Consider the following 17,910-nt stretch of genomic DNA (forward strand, 5'->3'; position numbering starts at 1 on the left):
TCCACAGTACTAAAGAGCCACTCGAGAGATTTATTCTCTTTGAGTGGCTCTTTTAATTTGATGATTCATCGTTTTCTGTTTGAGATTCATCGCTAGATTCTTTTGATTTGAAATGCTGCTTAATGCTTTTCAGTAGGGAACTTTCGACAGTCAATTTTTGAGTAATAGACAAGTCAGTAATCCATTGATTAATAGTTAACGACATTTGGTGGTAATGATCACGGCGTTGTTCTAGCAAATGAGAACGCAAGATAGTGAAAAATGCCGAAAGATTGTCATCTAAGAAAGCTCTTAACTCGGGGTCAACTAAGTGTAAATGATTTAAGAACATGCGTCCAAACTGAAGTGGGTTTTTCCTAATTTCAATGACTGATTGTATACCTGTCTCAAAGATTAAATTAAAACTAGCATTAAAGACTTTTTCTAACTCACTTTCGGTACGATCAATCGCCCATTCTTTAAGGCTAGCATCCACTAAATAGCTAAAATCAGACCGCTTCTCAATGCGGTGAAGCATGTCTTCATCTATACACCAGTTAGTGACAATATGATGTGAAAAACCAAGCCGTCTACTCTTAATTACGATTGGGGCCTGGCTATGAAAAAGCATCATTCCGACTATAGCATCCTCCGGAACATAGTGGTGAATTTTATCTTGAATCTTTTTATAGCCGTCACTGTCTAAGGTTGCTTGATGAAAGCCAGGACCATCAAAACTCAAAATTAATTGAATAGACTGCTGGACTGCCTCTGCTTGAAAGGCGGCTGCGTAAATTGCCAGATTTCCGCCTTTAGAGTGGCCACTCACATATAATTTAGCTCCCTTTACTAAAGGGAAAATCCGCGATAAATAATGAGCGGCTAAAGGTTGGGAAGGGATCAGCGTTTGGTAAGCCATCTTACAATCTTCTTTCCATCCAATTAACGTATCATCTGTCCCTCGATAAGAAATAAGCACCTCTTTAGTCGGGAGTTTTAAAGACAAAGCGGCAAACTGAAATTCATCGATTCGTTCAAGTTCGCTTTCAAATCCGAAAAGGTATATATCGCGATAACGCTTCGTTTGATAAATCATTTTTAATAGTTTAATACGAGCAGCAGAAGTTAGCACCCAATTCTCTTTCATTAAAAGCGGTAAACGTGGTTCGATTAACAAATAGAAGTCTTCGAGACGAATTCCATCAGATGAATCTTCTTGCACTTGAACGAATTGCTCAATTGGAAAATAAACGAGTTCATTTAAAATGAGAATATCGACTTCAGTCAATGCTTTCTCACTTAAACTAAAGTCTTTATTTCTCTGTGCGTATTGATACACACTAGTCATCGACACACCTCCTTGTTTTCACTTTAAATATAGCAAAGAAACACCCAAAGGAACAAGCCCACTTTTGACAAAAATAGCCAATGGTTCATATTGTCTTTGGGAAAAATTCACTTCTATGTGTGGCTAAAAACATAATGTTAGTCATTTAAGTCATTTAAACTAACAATATAAAGTCAAATTTCTTGAAATTATAAAAGAATTTATAAGTTTCTTAAATTGGAATCGTTTTCTTTGATGAATACTTAGGGAAGTATTAAGATGAAGGTGAAGAATAAAAATTTAGAAGGAGTGATTATTGTTGAAAAAAATTATGAACGATCCCACTCACATTGTTGATGAAATGTTGAAAGGAATGATTTTCTGTCATTCAGATTTAATTAAGCGTTTAGATGGGTTTGAAGTGATTCAACGAACTGCAGAAAAGACTGGAAAAGTAGCGATTGTATCAGGCGGCGGAAGTGGTCATGAACCCTCTCATGCTGGATTTGTTGGTAAAGGTATGCTGTCTGCGGCTGTTTGTGGACCTGTTTTTACCTCACCAACACCAGATCAAATTCTAGAAGCGATTAAGGCGGCAGACGAAGGAGCGGGAGTGTTTCTTGTTGTCAAAAATTATTCCGGTGATGTAATGAACTTTGAGATGGCACAAGAAATGGCAGAAATGGAAGATATTAAAGTAGACCATGTAATCGTGGATGATGATATTGCAGTAGAAGATAGTCTGTATACTCAAGGAAAACGCGGAGTCGCTGGGACTGTGCTTGTTCATAAAGTATTAGGACATGCGGCTGAGAGTGGGAAGTCATTAGAAGAAATCAAAGAAATTGCAGATGCTTTTGTTCCGAATATCAAATCGATTGGTTTGGCTTTAACAGGAGCAACGACGCCCGAAGGAGGTCGACCAAGTTTTTCACTTGATGACGAACAAATCGAATATGGAGTAGGGATTCATGGAGAACCAGGTTATCGTACTGAAAAATTACAAGCCTCAAAAGATTTAGCCATTGAGTTAGGTGAAAAATTATTGAAAGAGTTTGATGCTAAAGCAGGTGAACAATATGCTTTACTAATTAATGGAATGGGTGGCACACCTTTAATGGAGCAATATGTCTTTGCTAACGATGTGGCGAACTATTTGGATGAACATGATTTGCTTGTTAAGTTTCATAAATTAGGTAACTATATGACTTCGATTGAGATGCAGGGCTTATCCTTAACGTTAGTAAAACTAACAGATGCCGACTGGTTGGAAGCTCTGAATGCTCCAGTTGAGACAATTGCTTGGTAAGGAGCGAATAGAATGGATGTAAAAACAGGTTTAAAATGGATGGAACTTTTCAATGAAAAAATTCAAGCCAATAAGGCATTATTGATTGAATTAGATACGCCAATTGGTGATAGCGATCACGGCAGTAATATGGCTCGTGGAATGCAACATGTGACGGAAGCCTTAGAAGCCAAGGAACCTGAAAGCGTCCCTGATTTATTCAAAACAGTTGCGATGCAATTACTGAGTAAAGTAGGTGGTGCATCTGGTCCACTCTATGGTTCAGCATTTTTAGGATTATCTAAAGCTGCTCAACAAGACGCAAACATCGCTGATCAAGTGAAAGAAGGACTTGTCGGCATTCAAAAACGTGGAAAAGCAGCTGTTGGCGAGAAAACGATGGTGGATGTCTGGGCTGCTGTAGCAGATGCTTTAGCCGAACATTCACTCACAAGCGAGAGTGTTAAAGAGTTTGTCGAAGCAAGTAAAGACATTAAAGCGACTAAAGGACGTGCTTCGTATGTAGGTGAACGTTCAATCGGACATATTGACCCTGGCTCTTATTCATCCGGCTTACTCTTTGAAGCGATGCTAGAAGCAGGTGTGGAATAATGAGTGAATATGGAATTGTCATTGTGTCTCACTCGTCACAGATTGCCCAAGGCATTTATGACTTGATTCAAGAAGTTGCAAAAGATGTTTCGATTACTTATGTTGGTGGCGATGAGGAAGGAGGAATTGGAACAAATTTTGAAAGCGCCTCCAAAACGATGAAAAGTAACACAGCAGATAAGCTATTAGCGTTCTATGATTTAGGCAGTGCAAAGATGAATTTAGAGGTCGCAAGCGAGCTATCGTCAAAGGAAATTGAGATTTATGATGTACCTGTCGTAGAAGGTTCTTATACTGCTGCCGCCCTGTTACAAGCTGGCGTAGATATAGAAGTAGTTAAGTCACAATTAGCCGAAATGAACCTTAATAAGTAAGTTTTAGTTGTATGAACAACGAGAGATAACAACTTCCTTAACGATAGACTGTTCGATAGAAAAAGTTATTGTGTCAAAAGTAAGTTGTTTTTACCGAGTCCTACTATAGAATTTTTACCCATTAAAAAGAATGATTGAGGAGAGTGACAGAATGGTTGAGTTGTTTGGTGAAGCGATCGGGACATTTATACTTGTATTGCTAGGTAACGGTGTTGTTGCGGGGAATATTTTAAATAAGACTAAAGGCGAGAACAGTGGCTGGTTGATGATTACTTTAGGTTGGGGCTTGGCTGTTACCATTGCGGTTTATACGTCAGGGATTATGGGGCCAGCTCATTTAAATCCGGCGGTGACTATTGCAATGGCAGCACTTGGTCAATTAGCTTGGTCAAATGTCCCAGGCTATATTATTGCGCAAATGTTGGGTGCTATGGTAGCCTCAATTTTCGTTTGGGCGCATTACTATCCACATTGGGAAGCGACAGAGGATGCGGATACAATTTTAGCTACATTTGCTACTGGCCCAGCAATTAGACATACTCCTTCGAACGTTATTGGTGAAGTGATTGGTACTGCTGTTTTAATTATGGTTGTTATGGCATTAGGTCCAAACAACATGGCTTCTGGTTTTAATCCAATGGTCGTTGGTTTCGTCGTGACTTCAGTCGGTTTATCACTTGGCGGAACGACAGGTTATGCAATTAATCCTGCCAGAGACTTAGGACCACGTATTATGCATGCAATTTTACCGATTGCTAACAAAGGTGACTCTGACTGGAGTTACGCATGGATTCCGATTGTAGGACCTATTCTAGGTGCAGTGGTTGGAGCATTATTATACAACATGGCTTTAGCGTTAATTTAGTCTCGTTGTTTCAGTTGTTAGTTTGAGTGATGGAAATATTGTATCACTTAATGCCTGATGCTCAGTCATTTGAAGAAAATTAATTAGTCGATTCATTATAAGTATGAGGAGGAATTTATTTATGTCAGAAGAGAAATATATTATGTCAATAGACCAAGGAACAACGAGTTCCCGTGCCATTATCGTTAACCATGATGGTGAAATTATTGCCAGTCACCAAGCGGAATTTCCACAGATTTATCCAAAAGCTGGTTGGGTGGAGCATGATGCGAATAAAATCTGGAATAATGTGCAATCTGTTATTGCGGGTGCCTTTATTGATGGCGGGTTGAAACCACACCAAATTTCAGCGATTGGGATTACGAACCAACGTGAAACGACAGTTATTTGGGATAAAGAAACTGGCGTGCCGATTTATAATGCAATTGTTTGGCAATCGCGTCAAACAGCTGATATTGCGGACCAATTAAAAGAAAACGGCCATACTCAATTAATTAAAGATAAGACTGGTTTAGTGATTGATGCTTACTTCTCGGCAACTAAAGTTCGTTGGATTTTAGACCATGTGGATGGAGCGCAAGAACGAGCAGAAAAAGGCGAGCTATTATTCGGAACGATTGATTCTTGGTTAGTGTACAAATTAACTGGCGGAGATGAACACGTAACGGATTATACGAATGCTGCCAGAACAATGCTATTTAACATTCATGATTTAAAATGGGATGAAGATATTCTATCAATCCTTAACATTCCCAAGGTTATGTTACCTGAAGTAAAATCAAACTCAGAAGAATATGGTTATACGAAGAGCTATCACTTCTTCAATCAAGAAATTCCAATTACGGGTATGGCCGGTGACCAACAGGCTGCTTTATTCGGTCAATTAGCTTTTGAGCCTGGTATGGTTAAGAGTACTTATGGTACCGGTTCATTCATTATTATGAATACGGGTGAAGAAGCCCGAGTATCGGACAATAATTTGTTAACAACGATTGGCTATTCGATTAATGGCAAAGTTTATTATGCATTGGAAGGTTCAATTTTCGTAGCAGGTAGTGCGGTTCAGTGGTTACGTGATGGCTTGGATATGTTTAATGACTCGGCTGAAACTGAGCAATTAGCCTATGAATCAACAAGTGAGGATGAAGTGTACATTGTTCCGGCCTTTACAGGTTTAGGGGCTCCTTATTGGAACTCAGCCGCACGTGGATCAGCATTTGGTATTACGCGTGGCACAACCAAAGCCGATTTCGTTAAAGCAACACTTCAATCAATTGCGTATCAAGTACGTGATGTTGTTGATACAATGATGATTGACTCAGGCATTGATATTAAACTATTGAAGGCAGATGGCGGAGCTGCATTGAATAAATACTTAATGCAATTCCAGTCAGACATTACAGGAATCGATATCGCTAGAGCCAAAGACTTAGAAACAACAGCCTTAGGTGCAGCATATTTAGCTGGGTTAGCGGTTGGTTATTGGGAAGACATGGAAGAATTACAACGCTTAGTAGGTGTTGGTGAAACATTCAGCCCAAATATGGACGAAGAGAAGAAAGAACGTTTATATCGCAGTTGGAAACAAGCCGTTAAAGCGACTGAAGTGTTCGCGGAGTTAGCCAAAGAAGACAGATAGATCAGACGTTGACTAGAGAAAAGCACTACTATAATGAAGTAGTGCTTTTTATCTTATGAGATAGGAGGCGATAGAATGGTTAAATTTTCTCATCAAGCCCGTCAAGTCTATATTCAACGCTTAAAAGAAGAAACTTTTGATGTCGTTATTATCGGTGGTGGTATTACAGGTGCAGGCATTGCGATGCAAGCAGCAGCAAGTGGAATGAAGGCAGCCTTAATCGAAATGCAAGATTTTGCTGAAGGAACGAGTAGTCGCTCGACTAAATTAGTCCATGGTGGGATTCGCTATTTGAAACAGTTTGATGTTGAAGTAGTTGCTGAAACGGTGTCGGAACGGGCTGTTGTTCAACATATTGCACCGCATATTCCTAAACCTGATCCAATGTTGTTACCCCTGTATGATGAACCAGGAGCTTCTTATTCTATATTTGAATTAGAGGTGGCAATGGATTTATATGATTCTTTAGCAAATATTACAGATGGGCCCTATGCTAACAAGATGTTAACAACCGAAGAAGTGCTCCAACGCCAACCGAATTTATTACAAGACAAGTTGATTGGTGGCGGTTCTTATCTAGATTTTAATAATAATGACTCGCGTTTGGTGATTGAGAATATTAAACAAGCCCAAACAGATGGTGCAGTGCCAGTCAACCGATTAAAAGCCATTGGCTTCACTTACAATGAAGATAAACAGCTTACTGGTGTAACCGTTGAAGATATGTTAGGTGATGAACAATTTTCAATCGAAACAAAACTGATAGTCAATGCGACAGGCCCGTGGGTGGATACTGTGAGAGAACTGGATACTAAAGTAGAAGACGTGCCAATGATGCGTCCGACCAAAGGTGTTCATTTAGTCATTGATCGAGACAAGCTATCGGTGAGTCAACCTGTTTACTTTGACTCAGGAGATAATGATAAGCGGATGATTTTTGTCTTGCCACGTTTTGGAAAGACCTATTTTGGCACGACTGATACGGACTACGACGGAGAATTAGCGAAACCTAAAGTTGATCGAGCAGACGTAGACTATCTAATAAAAGCCGTTAATCATCGTTTTCCAGATGCAAATTTGACTTTAGCTGACATCGAAAGTAGTTGGGCTGGTTTACGCCCATTAATTTTAAGTCATGCAAGTTCGGATTATAATGGAGGCAATAAACAAGGGCTTTCAGACGAAGTGTTTAAGCAACTAGTGACACTATTCGACGATTATCGTGACGATAAGGTTTCACGCTTGACAGTCGAAAAAGAGATGAAAGAACTGTTGGACTCAAGTTCTAATTCAGAAGCATCACCTTCCAGTGTCTCTAGAGGAAGCGAGTTACTGGTAGATGATTCAGGTTTAATTACGATAGCTGGAGGGAAAATCACTGACTATCGTAAGATGGCAGAGGCCGTCATGCAAGAGGTTAACACGCAATTAAGTGATAGGGGAAAGATCTTTTCACTGGTAGATTCCGCTAACTATAAAATATCTGGCGGACAGTTTGCTGTTGAAGAATATGATCAAGTCATGTTGAGTTTAACTAAATTAGCTATGGATAAGGGGATAACAGAAGAAGCTAGTCATCAATTAGCGACACTTTATGGTACGAATTTACCTCAAGTGTTAGAAGGCTTCAGTTCAGCGGCTAGGTATGCTGACAAGTATGAAGTACCAATGGAAGTTGCTGTGAGTTTAGTTTATGCTTTGGACTATGAAATGACTTATACTGCAATCGACTTTTTCTTAAGACGAACCAATTATATGTTGTTTGATATTAAGGCTCTCGATCAATTAGTAGAACCAACTTTATTGATTATTAAAGAACATTTAGACTTGTCTGATGAAGAATATGAAACACAAGTTCAACTGCTCAAACAAGAAATTGATGAACACAGTCTTGCTTATTTAAAATAATACTAAGCCGCTAGTGATAGGTAGAAACTAGTGGCTTTATGTTTTTGTGGCTTGTTTCAAACGGAAAATTTCAAATCAGATAAAAAGATATCATTTATAGTTGCAATCTTAAGATTTATATCGTAGAATAGATAACGGTGTAAAAACCGAATTCACACGAACGTTGATAACCCGGAGGGTGCTTTCTCACAGGAGTCTACGAGTTACAGGATGCGTTCGGAGGAAAAAAAAACCAAATGGAGGAATTTTATTATGGCAGTAATTTCTATGAAACAATTATTAGAAGCTGGTGTACACTTTGGACACCAAACACGTCGTTGGAACCCAAAAATGAAACGTTATATCTTTACAGAGCGTAATGGTATCTACATCATTGACTTACAAAAAACAGTTAAGTTAATGGATGATGCATACAACTACATGCGTGATGTAACAGCAAATGGTGGCGTTGCATTATTCGTAGGTACGAAAAAACAAGCTCAACAATCAGTTGAAGAGCAAGCTAAACGTGCTGGTCAATATTTCATTAACCATCGTTGGTTAGGTGGATTATTAACTAACTGGGATACAATTCAAGGACGTATCAAACGCCTTAAAGAGATTGAAAAAATGGAAGCTGACGGAATCTTCGAATTGCTTCCTAAAAAAGAAGTTATCGAAATTCGTAAAGAGTGGGATCGTTTAGAAAAATTCTTAGGTGGTATTAAAGATATGCCAAGAATTCCAGACGTAATCTTCATCGTAGACCCTCGTAAAGAGCGTATTGCGGTTCAAGAAGCTCACAAATTAAACATTCCAATCGTTGCTATGGTTGACACTAACTGTGATCCAGACGAAATTGACTACGTAATTCCATCAAACGATGATGCAATTCGTGCAATTAAATTAATTACAACTGCTTTAGCAGATGCAATTATCGAAAGTAACCAAGGAAACATCGAAGAAGATGTTGAAGAAGTATCAGATAAAGATTTCTTTGACAACTTATTTGAAACTAACGAAGAAGCTAAATAATTTTTTTAATTAAGAGTTATTAAGACAAGCTGTCTAAATCAGGAGTATCCCAACAGGCGCTGAGCTTTGGACCTGTTTAGACAGCTTTTTTATTAAGCAAAACTAATGGTCTGCAAATTTATAGAGAATTCCTTTTAGTTATGCAACATAGTTTGCTATACTGTTATAGGAAACATTTATTAATTTATTAGATTGAACTATTTTGAAGGAGGATTTTTAATAAATGACTAAGATTACAGCTAAACAAGTTAAAGAACTACGCGACATGACAGGTGTAGGTATGATGGATGCTAAGAAAGCATTAGTTGAAGTTGAAGGAGATATGGACAAAGCGGTAGACTTTTTACGTGAAAAAGGTTTATCATCTGCAGCTAAAAAAGCTGACCGTATTGCTGCTGAAGGTATGACAGCAACTTACGTTGATGGCAATACTGCAGCAATTATTGAAATCAACGCTGAAACTGACTTCGTTGCTAAAAACGAAAAATTCCAAGTTTTAGTTGATACTGTAGCTAAAGCTGTTGTAGCTGGTAAACCAACTAATATGGAAGAAGCTAACGCAATTGAAGTAGATGGTAAAACAATTGCTGATTTAATTGTTGATGCTACAAATGTTATCGGTGAGAAAATTTCTTTCCGTCGTTTCGAATTATTAACTAAAACAGATGCAGATGCATTTGGTGGCTACGTACATGCTGGCGGACGTATCTCAGTGCTTACTCTAGTTGAAGGATCAACGGACGAAGAAGTAGCTAAAGACGTTTCAATGCACGTTGCAGCAATTAACCCTAAATATATTTCTCGTGAAGATGTATCTGAAGAAGAATACAAACACGAAGAAAAAATCCAAACTGAAATTGCCTTAAATGAAGGTAAGCCAGCTAACATCGTTGAGAAAATGATTGCTGGACGCATGAACAAATACTTAGCTGAAATCAGCTTGAACGACCAACCATTTGTTAAAGATGGCGACCAAAAAGTATCTGATTATGTTGCTTCTAAAGGTGGAAAAGTTGCTAATTTTGTACGCTTCGAAGTTGGTGAAGGTCTTGAAAAACGTCAAGAAAACTTCGCTGATGAAGTAGCAGCACAAATGGGTAACTAATTTTAGATTGACGCATTAGCCCCAGTCCGCTGGGGCTTTTTTAAAGGAATAGATTATAAGATATTTTCGAAAGTGAGAGGTGGAACAACTATGAAAGAACCTAAATATAAACGTATTGTCCTAAAACTTAGCGGGGAAGCAATCGCTGGATCAGCTGGATTTGGAATTGACCCTTCAACGATTAATGACATGGTTTCTGAAATTAAAGAAGTACACGATTTAGGTATTGAAATAGCAATTGTTGTTGGTGGCGGTAATATTTGGCGTGGAAACATCGGTGCTGAAATGGGGATGGAACGCGCACAAGCTGACTACATGGGCATGCTTGCAACTGTCATGAATGCTCTGGCCTTACAAGACGTGCTAGAAAATAATGGTGTTCCGACTCGTGTTCAAACATCTATTGACATGCGTCAAATCGCGGAACCATATATTCGTCGTCGCGCTGAAAGACATTTAGAAAAAGGTCGCGTTGTAATTTTTGCAGGTGGTACAGGTAACCCTTACTTCACTACAGATACAACAGCTGCTTTACGAGCTGCTGAAATTAGTGCAGATGTTATCTTGATGGCTAAAAACAACGTTGATGGTGTTTATAATGCAGATCCAAAATTGGATGCATCAGCTACTAAGTTTGAAAACTTGACTCACTTAGAGATTATTTCTAAGGGCTTAAAAGTAATGGATTCAACAGCAAGTTCATTGAGTATGGATAATAACATTCCGTTAGTCGTTTTCAATTTAAACCAACCTGGTAATATCCGTCGTGTTGTAATGGGTGAAAACATCGGAACAACTGTACAAGTTGACAACTAGGACTTAACATATTAATTTTTTTAGTCAGAGAAAGTAGCGAAAGCTATTTCCCTGACTTTTTTTATTGGAAATTATCAATTGAATCCATTATAAGCGGCCATATGACTAGTGAAATATAGTTGACCCTTTTAAATTAATTGATCTTGCGAACCATTAGCTTGAAAACTATGCGTATAAATAACAAACCATTCCCTTTTTTTTTTCAAAATTCGATCACTATGATAAAGTGTCATAAACCAATCAGATATGAAAGAAAGTGAGCTATTGAATTATATTGTGTTGTTAAGAGGTATGAATGTCGGTGGGAAAAGAAAAGTAAGTATGTTTAAAATGAAAGCTCAATTACCAGAAGTGGTTTTTGACAAAGTGACGTCTTATATAAATAGTGGCAATACTCTAATGACTTCTAAATTTAGCCATGAAAAGACGTAGAGGTTATAGATACGGTTTTCAAACTTCATTATGACTTTGATGTTTCTTTTGTAGCTTTAACATACAATGAATTTCAAGAGCAATATGCAAATTTACCTGCTTGGTGGTTTAATGAACCTGCCTATAGACGAAATGTATTATTCTATTTGAAGAAGATGCTTTAAAAAAAATCTATCAAAGCAAGGCTGCGATTTATTGGACTATTATGGACGCTGAGCGTTATTTGCGTAGGCAATATCAAAAACTAGCGAAATCTCCAATCTATTCACAGGTCACCATTCGTAATGCGAATACTCTAAAGAAATTATATGAGCTGACCCAAAATGATTAAATTGAACTATTTACAATTATTGGCAGATTGTATGGATAGAATATTAACAAATTGCCTCTGAATATGTTACAATGATACTAATAACATGTTTAATTACAGGAGGACTTATTATGTCTACAGATAATTTAATTAGAGACACGAAAGAAAGAATGAATAAATCAATTGAGTCTTACCAACGCGAACTAGGATCGATTCGTGCTGGTGTTGCTAACGCCAGTATTTTGGACCGCGTCAATGTTGTTTACTACGGTGTACCTACACCTTTAAACCAGTTGGCAAGTATTACCATTCCAGAAGCTAGAATGTTATTAGTTTCTCCATACGATAAGAGTAGTATTGTCGATGTAGAAAAAGCGATTCTTCAAAGTGATGTTGGTATTATGCCAAACAGTGATGGCGAAGTGATTCGTTTAGTCATCCCAGCATTAACAAAAGAACGCCGTGTTGAACTTGCTAAAGTCGTTGGAAAAGAACAAGAAGGCGCTAAAGTTTCAGTACGTAACATACGTCGTGATGCCATTGATACTGCTAAGAAAATGGAAAAGAATAACGAAATCACTGAAGACGATGTGAAAGATTACGAAAAAGACATTCAGAAATTAACGGACGATTCAACCAAACGAATTGACGAGTTAACTGCTGAAAAAGAAAAAGAAATTATGGAAGGCTAATACCTCCTGATTTTACCTTTAAAACAATGAGCAAACGAATGTTAGCTCATTGTTTTTTCTGTATGTAGACAACTCTATATAATTGCGAGCTTTCAGTATTGAGATTTTATTGGGATTTTTGTTATAATATATAAGAATGTACGACTTTTTTAGAGGAGTAATTTATGAGTAATCAAACATTAAAAATTCCAGAACACGTTGCCATTATTATGGATGGTAATGGTCGCTGGGCTAAAAAACGATTTATGCCACGTGTTGCAGGACATAAAAAGGGTGTAGAAACGATCAAAGCAATTTCAATTCGTGCCAACGAATTAGGGGTTAAATTATTAACGGTTTATGCTTTTTCAACTGAAAACTGGGGACGCCCATCAGATGAAGTGAACTTTCTGATGAAGCTACCTTCTTTATTTTTCAAAAGTTTTTTACCACAATTGATTGAAAATAACGTTCGAGTAGACTTTATTGGTGATGCGACTGCATTACCAGAAGAAACTCAAAAGATACTTTATAATGCCTTAGAGCAAACGGCTCATTGTACCGGTATGGTATTGAATTTCGCCTTGAATTACGGTGGTCAACAGGATATCTTAGATGCTGTTAAACATATTGCTATGGCTGTGAAAAATAATGAAATTGAACCAGAGGCGATTGAATTCTCTACACTTGAGGCTGCTTTAAGCACAGGCGATTATCTTGAATTAGCCAACCCAGATTTAATTATTCGAACCAGTGGTGAGTTACGATTAAGTAATTTCTTAACCTGGCAATCAGCTTATTCAGAGTTTTATTTTACAGATGTTTTATGGCCGGATTTTAGTGCTAAAGATTTTGATTTAGCGATTGAAGATTACAGTCACCGCCATCGTCGGTTTGGGAAAGTGGATTCACAAATAAGCGAAGTCAAATAAACTATCCGCAAAGAACTGGCAAGTGTTTTCGAACTAGTCAAACAAGTGCTTCTATGCTACAATGTTGCGTAATGGCTTTAAGCAGTATTAATTATTTAAAAAGGATGGTATGAAATGAAAATAAGGATACTTGGCGCATTGGCTGCCATTGCTATTTTTGTACCATTTTTAGTCGCTGGTGGTGCATGGTTCGCTTATTTCACACTTATCTTAGGTGTGATAGGCGTTTATGAATTAGCGAAGATGAAAGGGATTGACTTCCTTGGTAGTATTGGCGTTATCACGTCATTCGCCTTAGCATCAATCCTATTACCAGAAAATTATGTACAGATACTGGTGCCGATGGAAGCACCACAATTTATCTTCTATATATGTGGAATTATTTTGCTCACCATGACGGTTTATAAACACAAATCATTCAATTTTGTTGATGCAGCAGTCTTAATGTTTGGCGCATTATATGTTGGCTTTGGTTTCCGCTTTCTTATCACGATGCGGGATATGGGCTTAGCGACATTAATGTATCAATTGTTAGTTATCTGGTCGACGGACACCGGCGCTTATTTTACAGGGCGTTTTTTTGGTAAAACTCCATTAGCACCTGAGGTTAGTCCTAATAAAACAATTGAAGGCAGCATAGGTGGCGTTGTTTTAGCCCTGATTGTTTCATCAATTTACATTCATCTTTTTAATCCTATCGTTGGACAAGTGAACCATATTTGGTTATTAACCATCATTATGTCGATTGTCGGACAATATGGTGATTTAGTTGAATCAGCTTACAAGCGTTATTTCGGTGTGAAAGATTCAGGAAATTTAATACCAGGTCATGGCGGTGTCTTAGATCGATTCGATAGTATGATTTTTGCTAGTTTTACTTTTATGATTTGGCTTAATTTATTTTAACATATACGTGTATCGGCAGAAGCATTTTAATGTTTCTGCTATTTTTTTGGTCAAAACTGACCATTCGTTGAAAGATTGTGACCATTCGTTAAAAAAATCCTGAATCAAGCGATTGTTTAGGTAGACTATATTCAGTGATAAAGTTTATGAGAGGTGCAGCATATGGAAAAAGTTAAAAATAAATGGCGAAATTTTAAACTACTCTGGCAATTAGTTCATGAGTATAAGAAAACAATGCTACTATGGATTTTAGTTAAAATATTTGTGTCATCATTCGTGCCGTTTGTTCAATTGTTAACCATGGCGAAAGTTATTCAGTGGCTAGGCGATGGAATGTCAGTGAAACAATTTATTCAAAATTTAATGCTCTGGATGTTAGCTGTGATAGTGCTAACTACCTTAGAAGTATTCTTAAACAATACATTCGATTATTTTTCAGAAACGTTTAGGATTCAATTAATTCCTTCTATTACTTACCAACAATTGTCTTTGGACTACCCGTTGACGACGGGTAAAGATGGAAGTCGTAAGTTTTGGGATGCCATGATGTTGTTGGATCACCGTGGCACGTCATTAGGACGAGTTTTGGATGAATGGTTAGCCATTGGAATAGCGGTTTTATCTGTAGGTATATATTTAATGACTCTTTTCAGATTGGAGAAGAATTTTTTACTTGTAATTTTAGTTACTTTATTAGGTTTAAGTTTACTGAAAAGAAGGCAAGAGATTTTAAAGGAAAAACAACGGCCAGCTTTATTGAAGAATTGGCGACAATTTAATTATTTAGAGAAGATTATTGGTGATCATCGAGTTGCTAAAGATTTGCGATTATATCATATGAAGGATTGGTTTCAATCGATAAAAGAAGAGTTGAGTGGAGAGTATCGAAAGATTACTAAAGATTTACGCTGGCATAAAATGATAGAGAATATATTTGTTACGCTTGCGCTTGTCTTGTTATCTTTAGGCGCTTACTTGAGAAGCATCGATTTGATTATCCAAGAGGCTTTACCTGTTTCGGAATTTGTAGTGTATGTGGGCGTGGTTACTTTAATTACACAAGCACTCATGAATTTCGTCAGCCAAGTCACTGCATTGAATGTTAGCTTGTTAGAGATGGATGCGTATGCTGAATTTATGAAACAAGAGCCAGTATTCAATCACCAAAAGGGTCTTTATGTACCAAATGATATTAATGATATTACGTTTCGTAATGTCTCTTATACGTATCCGAATAATCAAGACGCTAGTATTAAGCAACTGAATGTCACCTTTAAGGGGAATGAAACAATTGCAATCGTGGGTTCAAACGGAGCGGGTAAGACCACGCTTATCAAGCTTTTGCTAGGCTTGTTAAAACCAGATACTGGAGAGATTTTAATTAACGGTCGCCTACAAGCTGACTATAATATACATGAGCTGTACGATTTATTCTCACCTGTTTTTCAAGAATATATTGCCTTTACTTTTACAATACGAGAAGCAATCATTCAAGGGTATCCTTTTGACGAAGTAAAGTACATGAAAGTGCTTAAGGAAAGTGGGCTGGATGAAATCATTGCTAATTTGCCAGATGGAGATGAGAGTCGTTATGTTAAGGAAGTTCATTTTGATGCGGTTCAGTTGTCCGGTGGACAAGCTCAAAAATTAAAATTGGCTCAGGCTTTGTATTCATGTTAAGCGTTAATGTTTCTTCATTACAAAGGGTTAAAACAGTTTGATGTTTTGCTGCTTCAATATAAACAATGTCTTGAAGATTTAACTTGTGTGGGTAGCCTTGATAGTCAACCAACAGATAATTCATTTCTTGAGGCCGTTGAGCTAAGTAGCGCTTAAAAACTTGAGTCATCTTTTCCTGAGTAATCGGTTTGAGAGCATAATCTAAAGCGTTAACTCCGTAACTTTCCAAAGCGTACTCAGCAAAAGCAGTTACAAAAATTAAAGTAACCGTTTGATTGCTTTCTCTTACTTTCTGGGCAGCCTTTAGACCGTTCAATCCCTTCATTTGAATATCTAGAAAGGCAATCACCAACTCAGGCAAATCCTCGAGGGAAAAGAGGAAGGCTTCACCACTGTCAAAAAAATGTACCTGGATATTTAATGCTAACTCCTTAGCCGTAGTCTGGAGTAGCGTGTCCATAAAACGTTGTTGTAATATATCATCATCAACGACCGCAATTTGGATTTTCTTCAACGAAATCACCACCTAACTATATCCATTAGTTTAATAAATTTACTCTTAAGATTACAGTTTTTGGTGCAAAAGAAAACTTATCAATCAAAGCATTGAAAAACTATGCTAAACAATTCACTTTAATAAAAAAATTACTTGTGTTTAGTGCTAGCCTTATTTTACATTTCTAGTTAAATAGGCTAAAATTACATAATGTTGGGAAACTTATAAGTACGAGATAAAGACAAATAACTAGATAGAGGATTGAAGAAACTATGCAAACTTTGCAAACTATTATCGTATTTTTGATTATCTTTTCAATCATCGTAGTGATTCATGAATTTGGTCATTACTTTTTTGCCAAAAGAGCAGGCATTCTTGTTCGTGAGTTTGCGATCGGAATGGGACCAAAACTTTTTGCTAAGCAAGGAAAAGATGGCACAACATATACTTTAAGAATGCTACCTTTAGGGGGATATGTTCGTTTAGCTGGTCTGAATGAAGAAGAAGCCATCCAGCCAGGTATGCAAGTCGGCTTACAATTAGACGCACAAGATCAAGTGAATGTGATTAACACGACTGAGCGTACGGAAATCGATGAGTTACCCGTGCAAATAGATCAACTTGATTTATCGAATGACATGTATATTCAAGCGATTCCGGTCGGGCAAGTTGACCCGGTTCGTTATAATGTTTCTAAAACTGCTCAAATAATTGAAGCAGATGGTACTCGGGTACAAGTTGCTCCATTAGAGTCGCGTTACGAGGCAGCAACTGTTGGGCAGAAAATAATGACCAACTTCGCTGGGCCTATGAATAACTTTATTCTTTCTATTATAACATTTGCTATTGTGGGGCTTTTAATGCCTGCGGTACCCAATAATAGTTCAGAGATTGGAGCGGTCGTTGAGAATAATCCTGCGGCTGAAGCGGGCATGCTAGCTGGTGATAAAATCATTGAGATTAATCAACAAAGTGTTTCGACTTGGAGTGAAGTTGTTTCGATGATTCAAGCATTACCAGGTCAAACTGTTCCGGTTGTTGTGGAACGTAGTGGGGAAGAAATCCCCCTAACAATTGCGGTCAGTGGTGAACCTGATGGCGAAGCTGTAGGGCAAATTGGGATTTATGCCGCTCAAAAAACGGGTTTAATGGACCGCTTGCTTTATGGATTCACCGCGACTTGGGGCGTTATTGCGAGAGTGCTGAGTGTCATTGGTGGCATGTTCTCCAAAGGCTTTGATATTAATATGTTTGGCGGCCCAGTCGCAATGGCCGAAGCCACTAGTGAAGTCGTGGATCAAGGCTATACAACGATTCTATATTTTATGGCTTTTTTAAGTACTAACTTAGGAATTGTCAATTTACTACCGATTCCAGCTTTAGATGGTGGAAAGATTGTCTTGAACTTGATTGAAGCTGTTAGAGGAAAGCCACTGAGCCAAGAAAAAGAAGGCATCATTACAATCATTGGTGTTATTTTCTTATTCATCTTAATGATCGCTGTGACATGGAATGATATTAGTCGGGTCTTTTTCTAACAGAGTGATTTATTACAC

The 17,910-nt window shown here is 37.7% G+C and carries 17 protein-coding genes; 15 read left to right on the plus strand and 2 right to left on the minus strand.

The window, feature by feature from the left end; all coding sequences use genetic code 11:
• Positions 1-52 precede the first annotated feature (52 nt).
• Positions 53-1,327: an Mbeg1-like protein gene (locus tag ACTQ5J_RS02195; RefSeq protein WP_441750368.1), complete on the minus strand. Its 1,275-nt coding sequence runs from the start codon at positions 1,325-1,327 to the stop codon at positions 53-55.
• 298 nt (positions 1,328-1,625) lie between these two features.
• On the opposite strand from ACTQ5J_RS02195, the gene dhaK reads away from it, so the two are divergent.
• From dhaK to ACTQ5J_RS02265, 14 genes are all read left to right on the plus strand, one after another.
• Positions 1,626-2,615 carry a dihydroxyacetone kinase subunit DhaK gene (dhaK, locus tag ACTQ5J_RS02200; protein ID WP_441750369.1) on the plus strand — a complete coding sequence of 330 codons (990 nt, stop codon included), beginning with the start codon at positions 1,626-1,628 and terminating at the stop codon, positions 2,613-2,615.
• A 12-nt stretch (positions 2,616-2,627) separates the two neighbouring features.
• Complete coding sequence (gene dhaL, locus ACTQ5J_RS02205) at positions 2,628-3,206, plus strand: dihydroxyacetone kinase subunit DhaL (RefSeq protein WP_441750370.1); 579 nt, start codon at positions 2,628-2,630, stop codon at positions 3,204-3,206.
• A complete protein-coding gene (gene dhaM, locus ACTQ5J_RS02210) occupies positions 3,206-3,580 on the plus strand; it encodes a dihydroxyacetone kinase phosphoryl donor subunit DhaM (RefSeq protein WP_441750372.1) in 375 nt (124 codons plus the stop codon). Before dhaL ends, dhaM begins: the two co-directional genes overlap by 1 nt.
• 151 nt (positions 3,581-3,731) lie before the next feature.
• Positions 3,732-4,445 (plus strand): MIP/aquaporin family protein, encoded by a 714-nt coding sequence (locus ACTQ5J_RS02215; RefSeq protein WP_441750374.1) that lies wholly within the window; start codon positions 3,732-3,734, stop codon positions 4,443-4,445.
• Positions 4,446-4,566: 121 nt separating this feature from the next.
• Positions 4,567-6,084, plus strand: coding sequence for a glycerol kinase GlpK (gene glpK, locus ACTQ5J_RS02220; protein WP_441750376.1), 1,518 nt, complete (start codon positions 4,567-4,569; stop codon positions 6,082-6,084).
• 75 nt (positions 6,085-6,159) lie between these two features.
• Complete coding sequence (glpO, locus tag ACTQ5J_RS02225; protein WP_441750378.1) at positions 6,160-7,992, plus strand: type 1 glycerol-3-phosphate oxidase; 1,833 nt, start codon at positions 6,160-6,162, stop codon at positions 7,990-7,992.
• Between the two features lie 252 nt (positions 7,993-8,244).
• A complete protein-coding gene (rpsB, locus tag ACTQ5J_RS02230; RefSeq protein ID WP_441750380.1) occupies positions 8,245-9,006 on the plus strand; it encodes a 30S ribosomal protein S2 in 762 nt (253 codons plus the stop codon).
• A 223-nt stretch (positions 9,007-9,229) separates the two neighbouring features.
• Positions 9,230-10,111 (plus strand): translation elongation factor Ts, encoded by an 882-nt coding sequence (gene tsf, locus ACTQ5J_RS02235; protein WP_441750382.1) that lies wholly within the window; start codon positions 9,230-9,232, stop codon positions 10,109-10,111.
• Positions 10,112-10,201: 90 nt separating this feature from the next.
• Positions 10,202-10,927: a UMP kinase gene (gene pyrH / locus ACTQ5J_RS02240; protein ID WP_441750383.1), complete on the plus strand. Its 726-nt coding sequence runs from the start codon at positions 10,202-10,204 to the stop codon at positions 10,925-10,927.
• Between the two features lie 246 nt (positions 10,928-11,173).
• Complete coding sequence (locus ACTQ5J_RS02245) at positions 11,174-11,359, plus strand: DUF1697 domain-containing protein (RefSeq protein WP_441750384.1); 186 nt, start codon at positions 11,174-11,176, stop codon at positions 11,357-11,359.
• A 441-nt stretch (positions 11,360-11,800) separates the two neighbouring features.
• Positions 11,801-12,361 carry a ribosome recycling factor gene (gene frr, locus ACTQ5J_RS02250; RefSeq protein ID WP_441750385.1) on the plus strand — a complete coding sequence of 187 codons (561 nt, stop codon included), beginning with the start codon at positions 11,801-11,803 and terminating at the stop codon, positions 12,359-12,361.
• A gap of 164 nt (positions 12,362-12,525) precedes the next feature.
• Complete coding sequence (locus ACTQ5J_RS02255; protein WP_441750386.1) at positions 12,526-13,272, plus strand: isoprenyl transferase; 747 nt, start codon at positions 12,526-12,528, stop codon at positions 13,270-13,272.
• A gap of 114 nt (positions 13,273-13,386) precedes the next feature.
• Positions 13,387-14,178, plus strand: a complete 792-nt coding sequence (locus ACTQ5J_RS02260) for a phosphatidate cytidylyltransferase (protein ID WP_441750387.1) — start codon at positions 13,387-13,389, stop codon at positions 14,176-14,178.
• A gap of 162 nt (positions 14,179-14,340) precedes the next feature.
• Positions 14,341-15,858 (plus strand): ATP-binding cassette domain-containing protein, encoded by a 1,518-nt coding sequence (locus ACTQ5J_RS02265; RefSeq protein ID WP_441750388.1) that lies wholly within the window; start codon positions 14,341-14,343, stop codon positions 15,856-15,858.
• Here ACTQ5J_RS02265 and ACTQ5J_RS02270 read toward each other — a convergent pair.
• The gene (locus ACTQ5J_RS02270; RefSeq protein ID WP_441750389.1) at positions 15,773-16,372 is read right to left on the minus strand and encodes a LytR/AlgR family response regulator transcription factor; all 600 of its coding nucleotides are present in this window, start codon (positions 16,370-16,372) and stop codon (positions 15,773-15,775) included. The two genes, ACTQ5J_RS02265 and ACTQ5J_RS02270, sit on opposite strands and share 86 nt — an antisense overlap.
• A gap of 254 nt (positions 16,373-16,626) precedes the next feature.
• Here ACTQ5J_RS02270 and rseP point away from each other — a divergent pair, with 254 nt between their 5' ends.
• Entirely contained in the window at positions 16,627-17,892 is a 1,266-nt protein-coding gene (rseP, locus tag ACTQ5J_RS02275) for an RIP metalloprotease RseP (RefSeq protein ID WP_441750390.1), read from the plus strand.
• Positions 17,893-17,910: the final 18 nt, after the last annotated feature.

The sequence above is a fragment of the Fundicoccus sp. Sow4_F4 genome, from assembly GCF_052116145.1.
GTDB lineage: Bacteria > Bacillota > Bacilli > Lactobacillales > Aerococcaceae > Fundicoccus.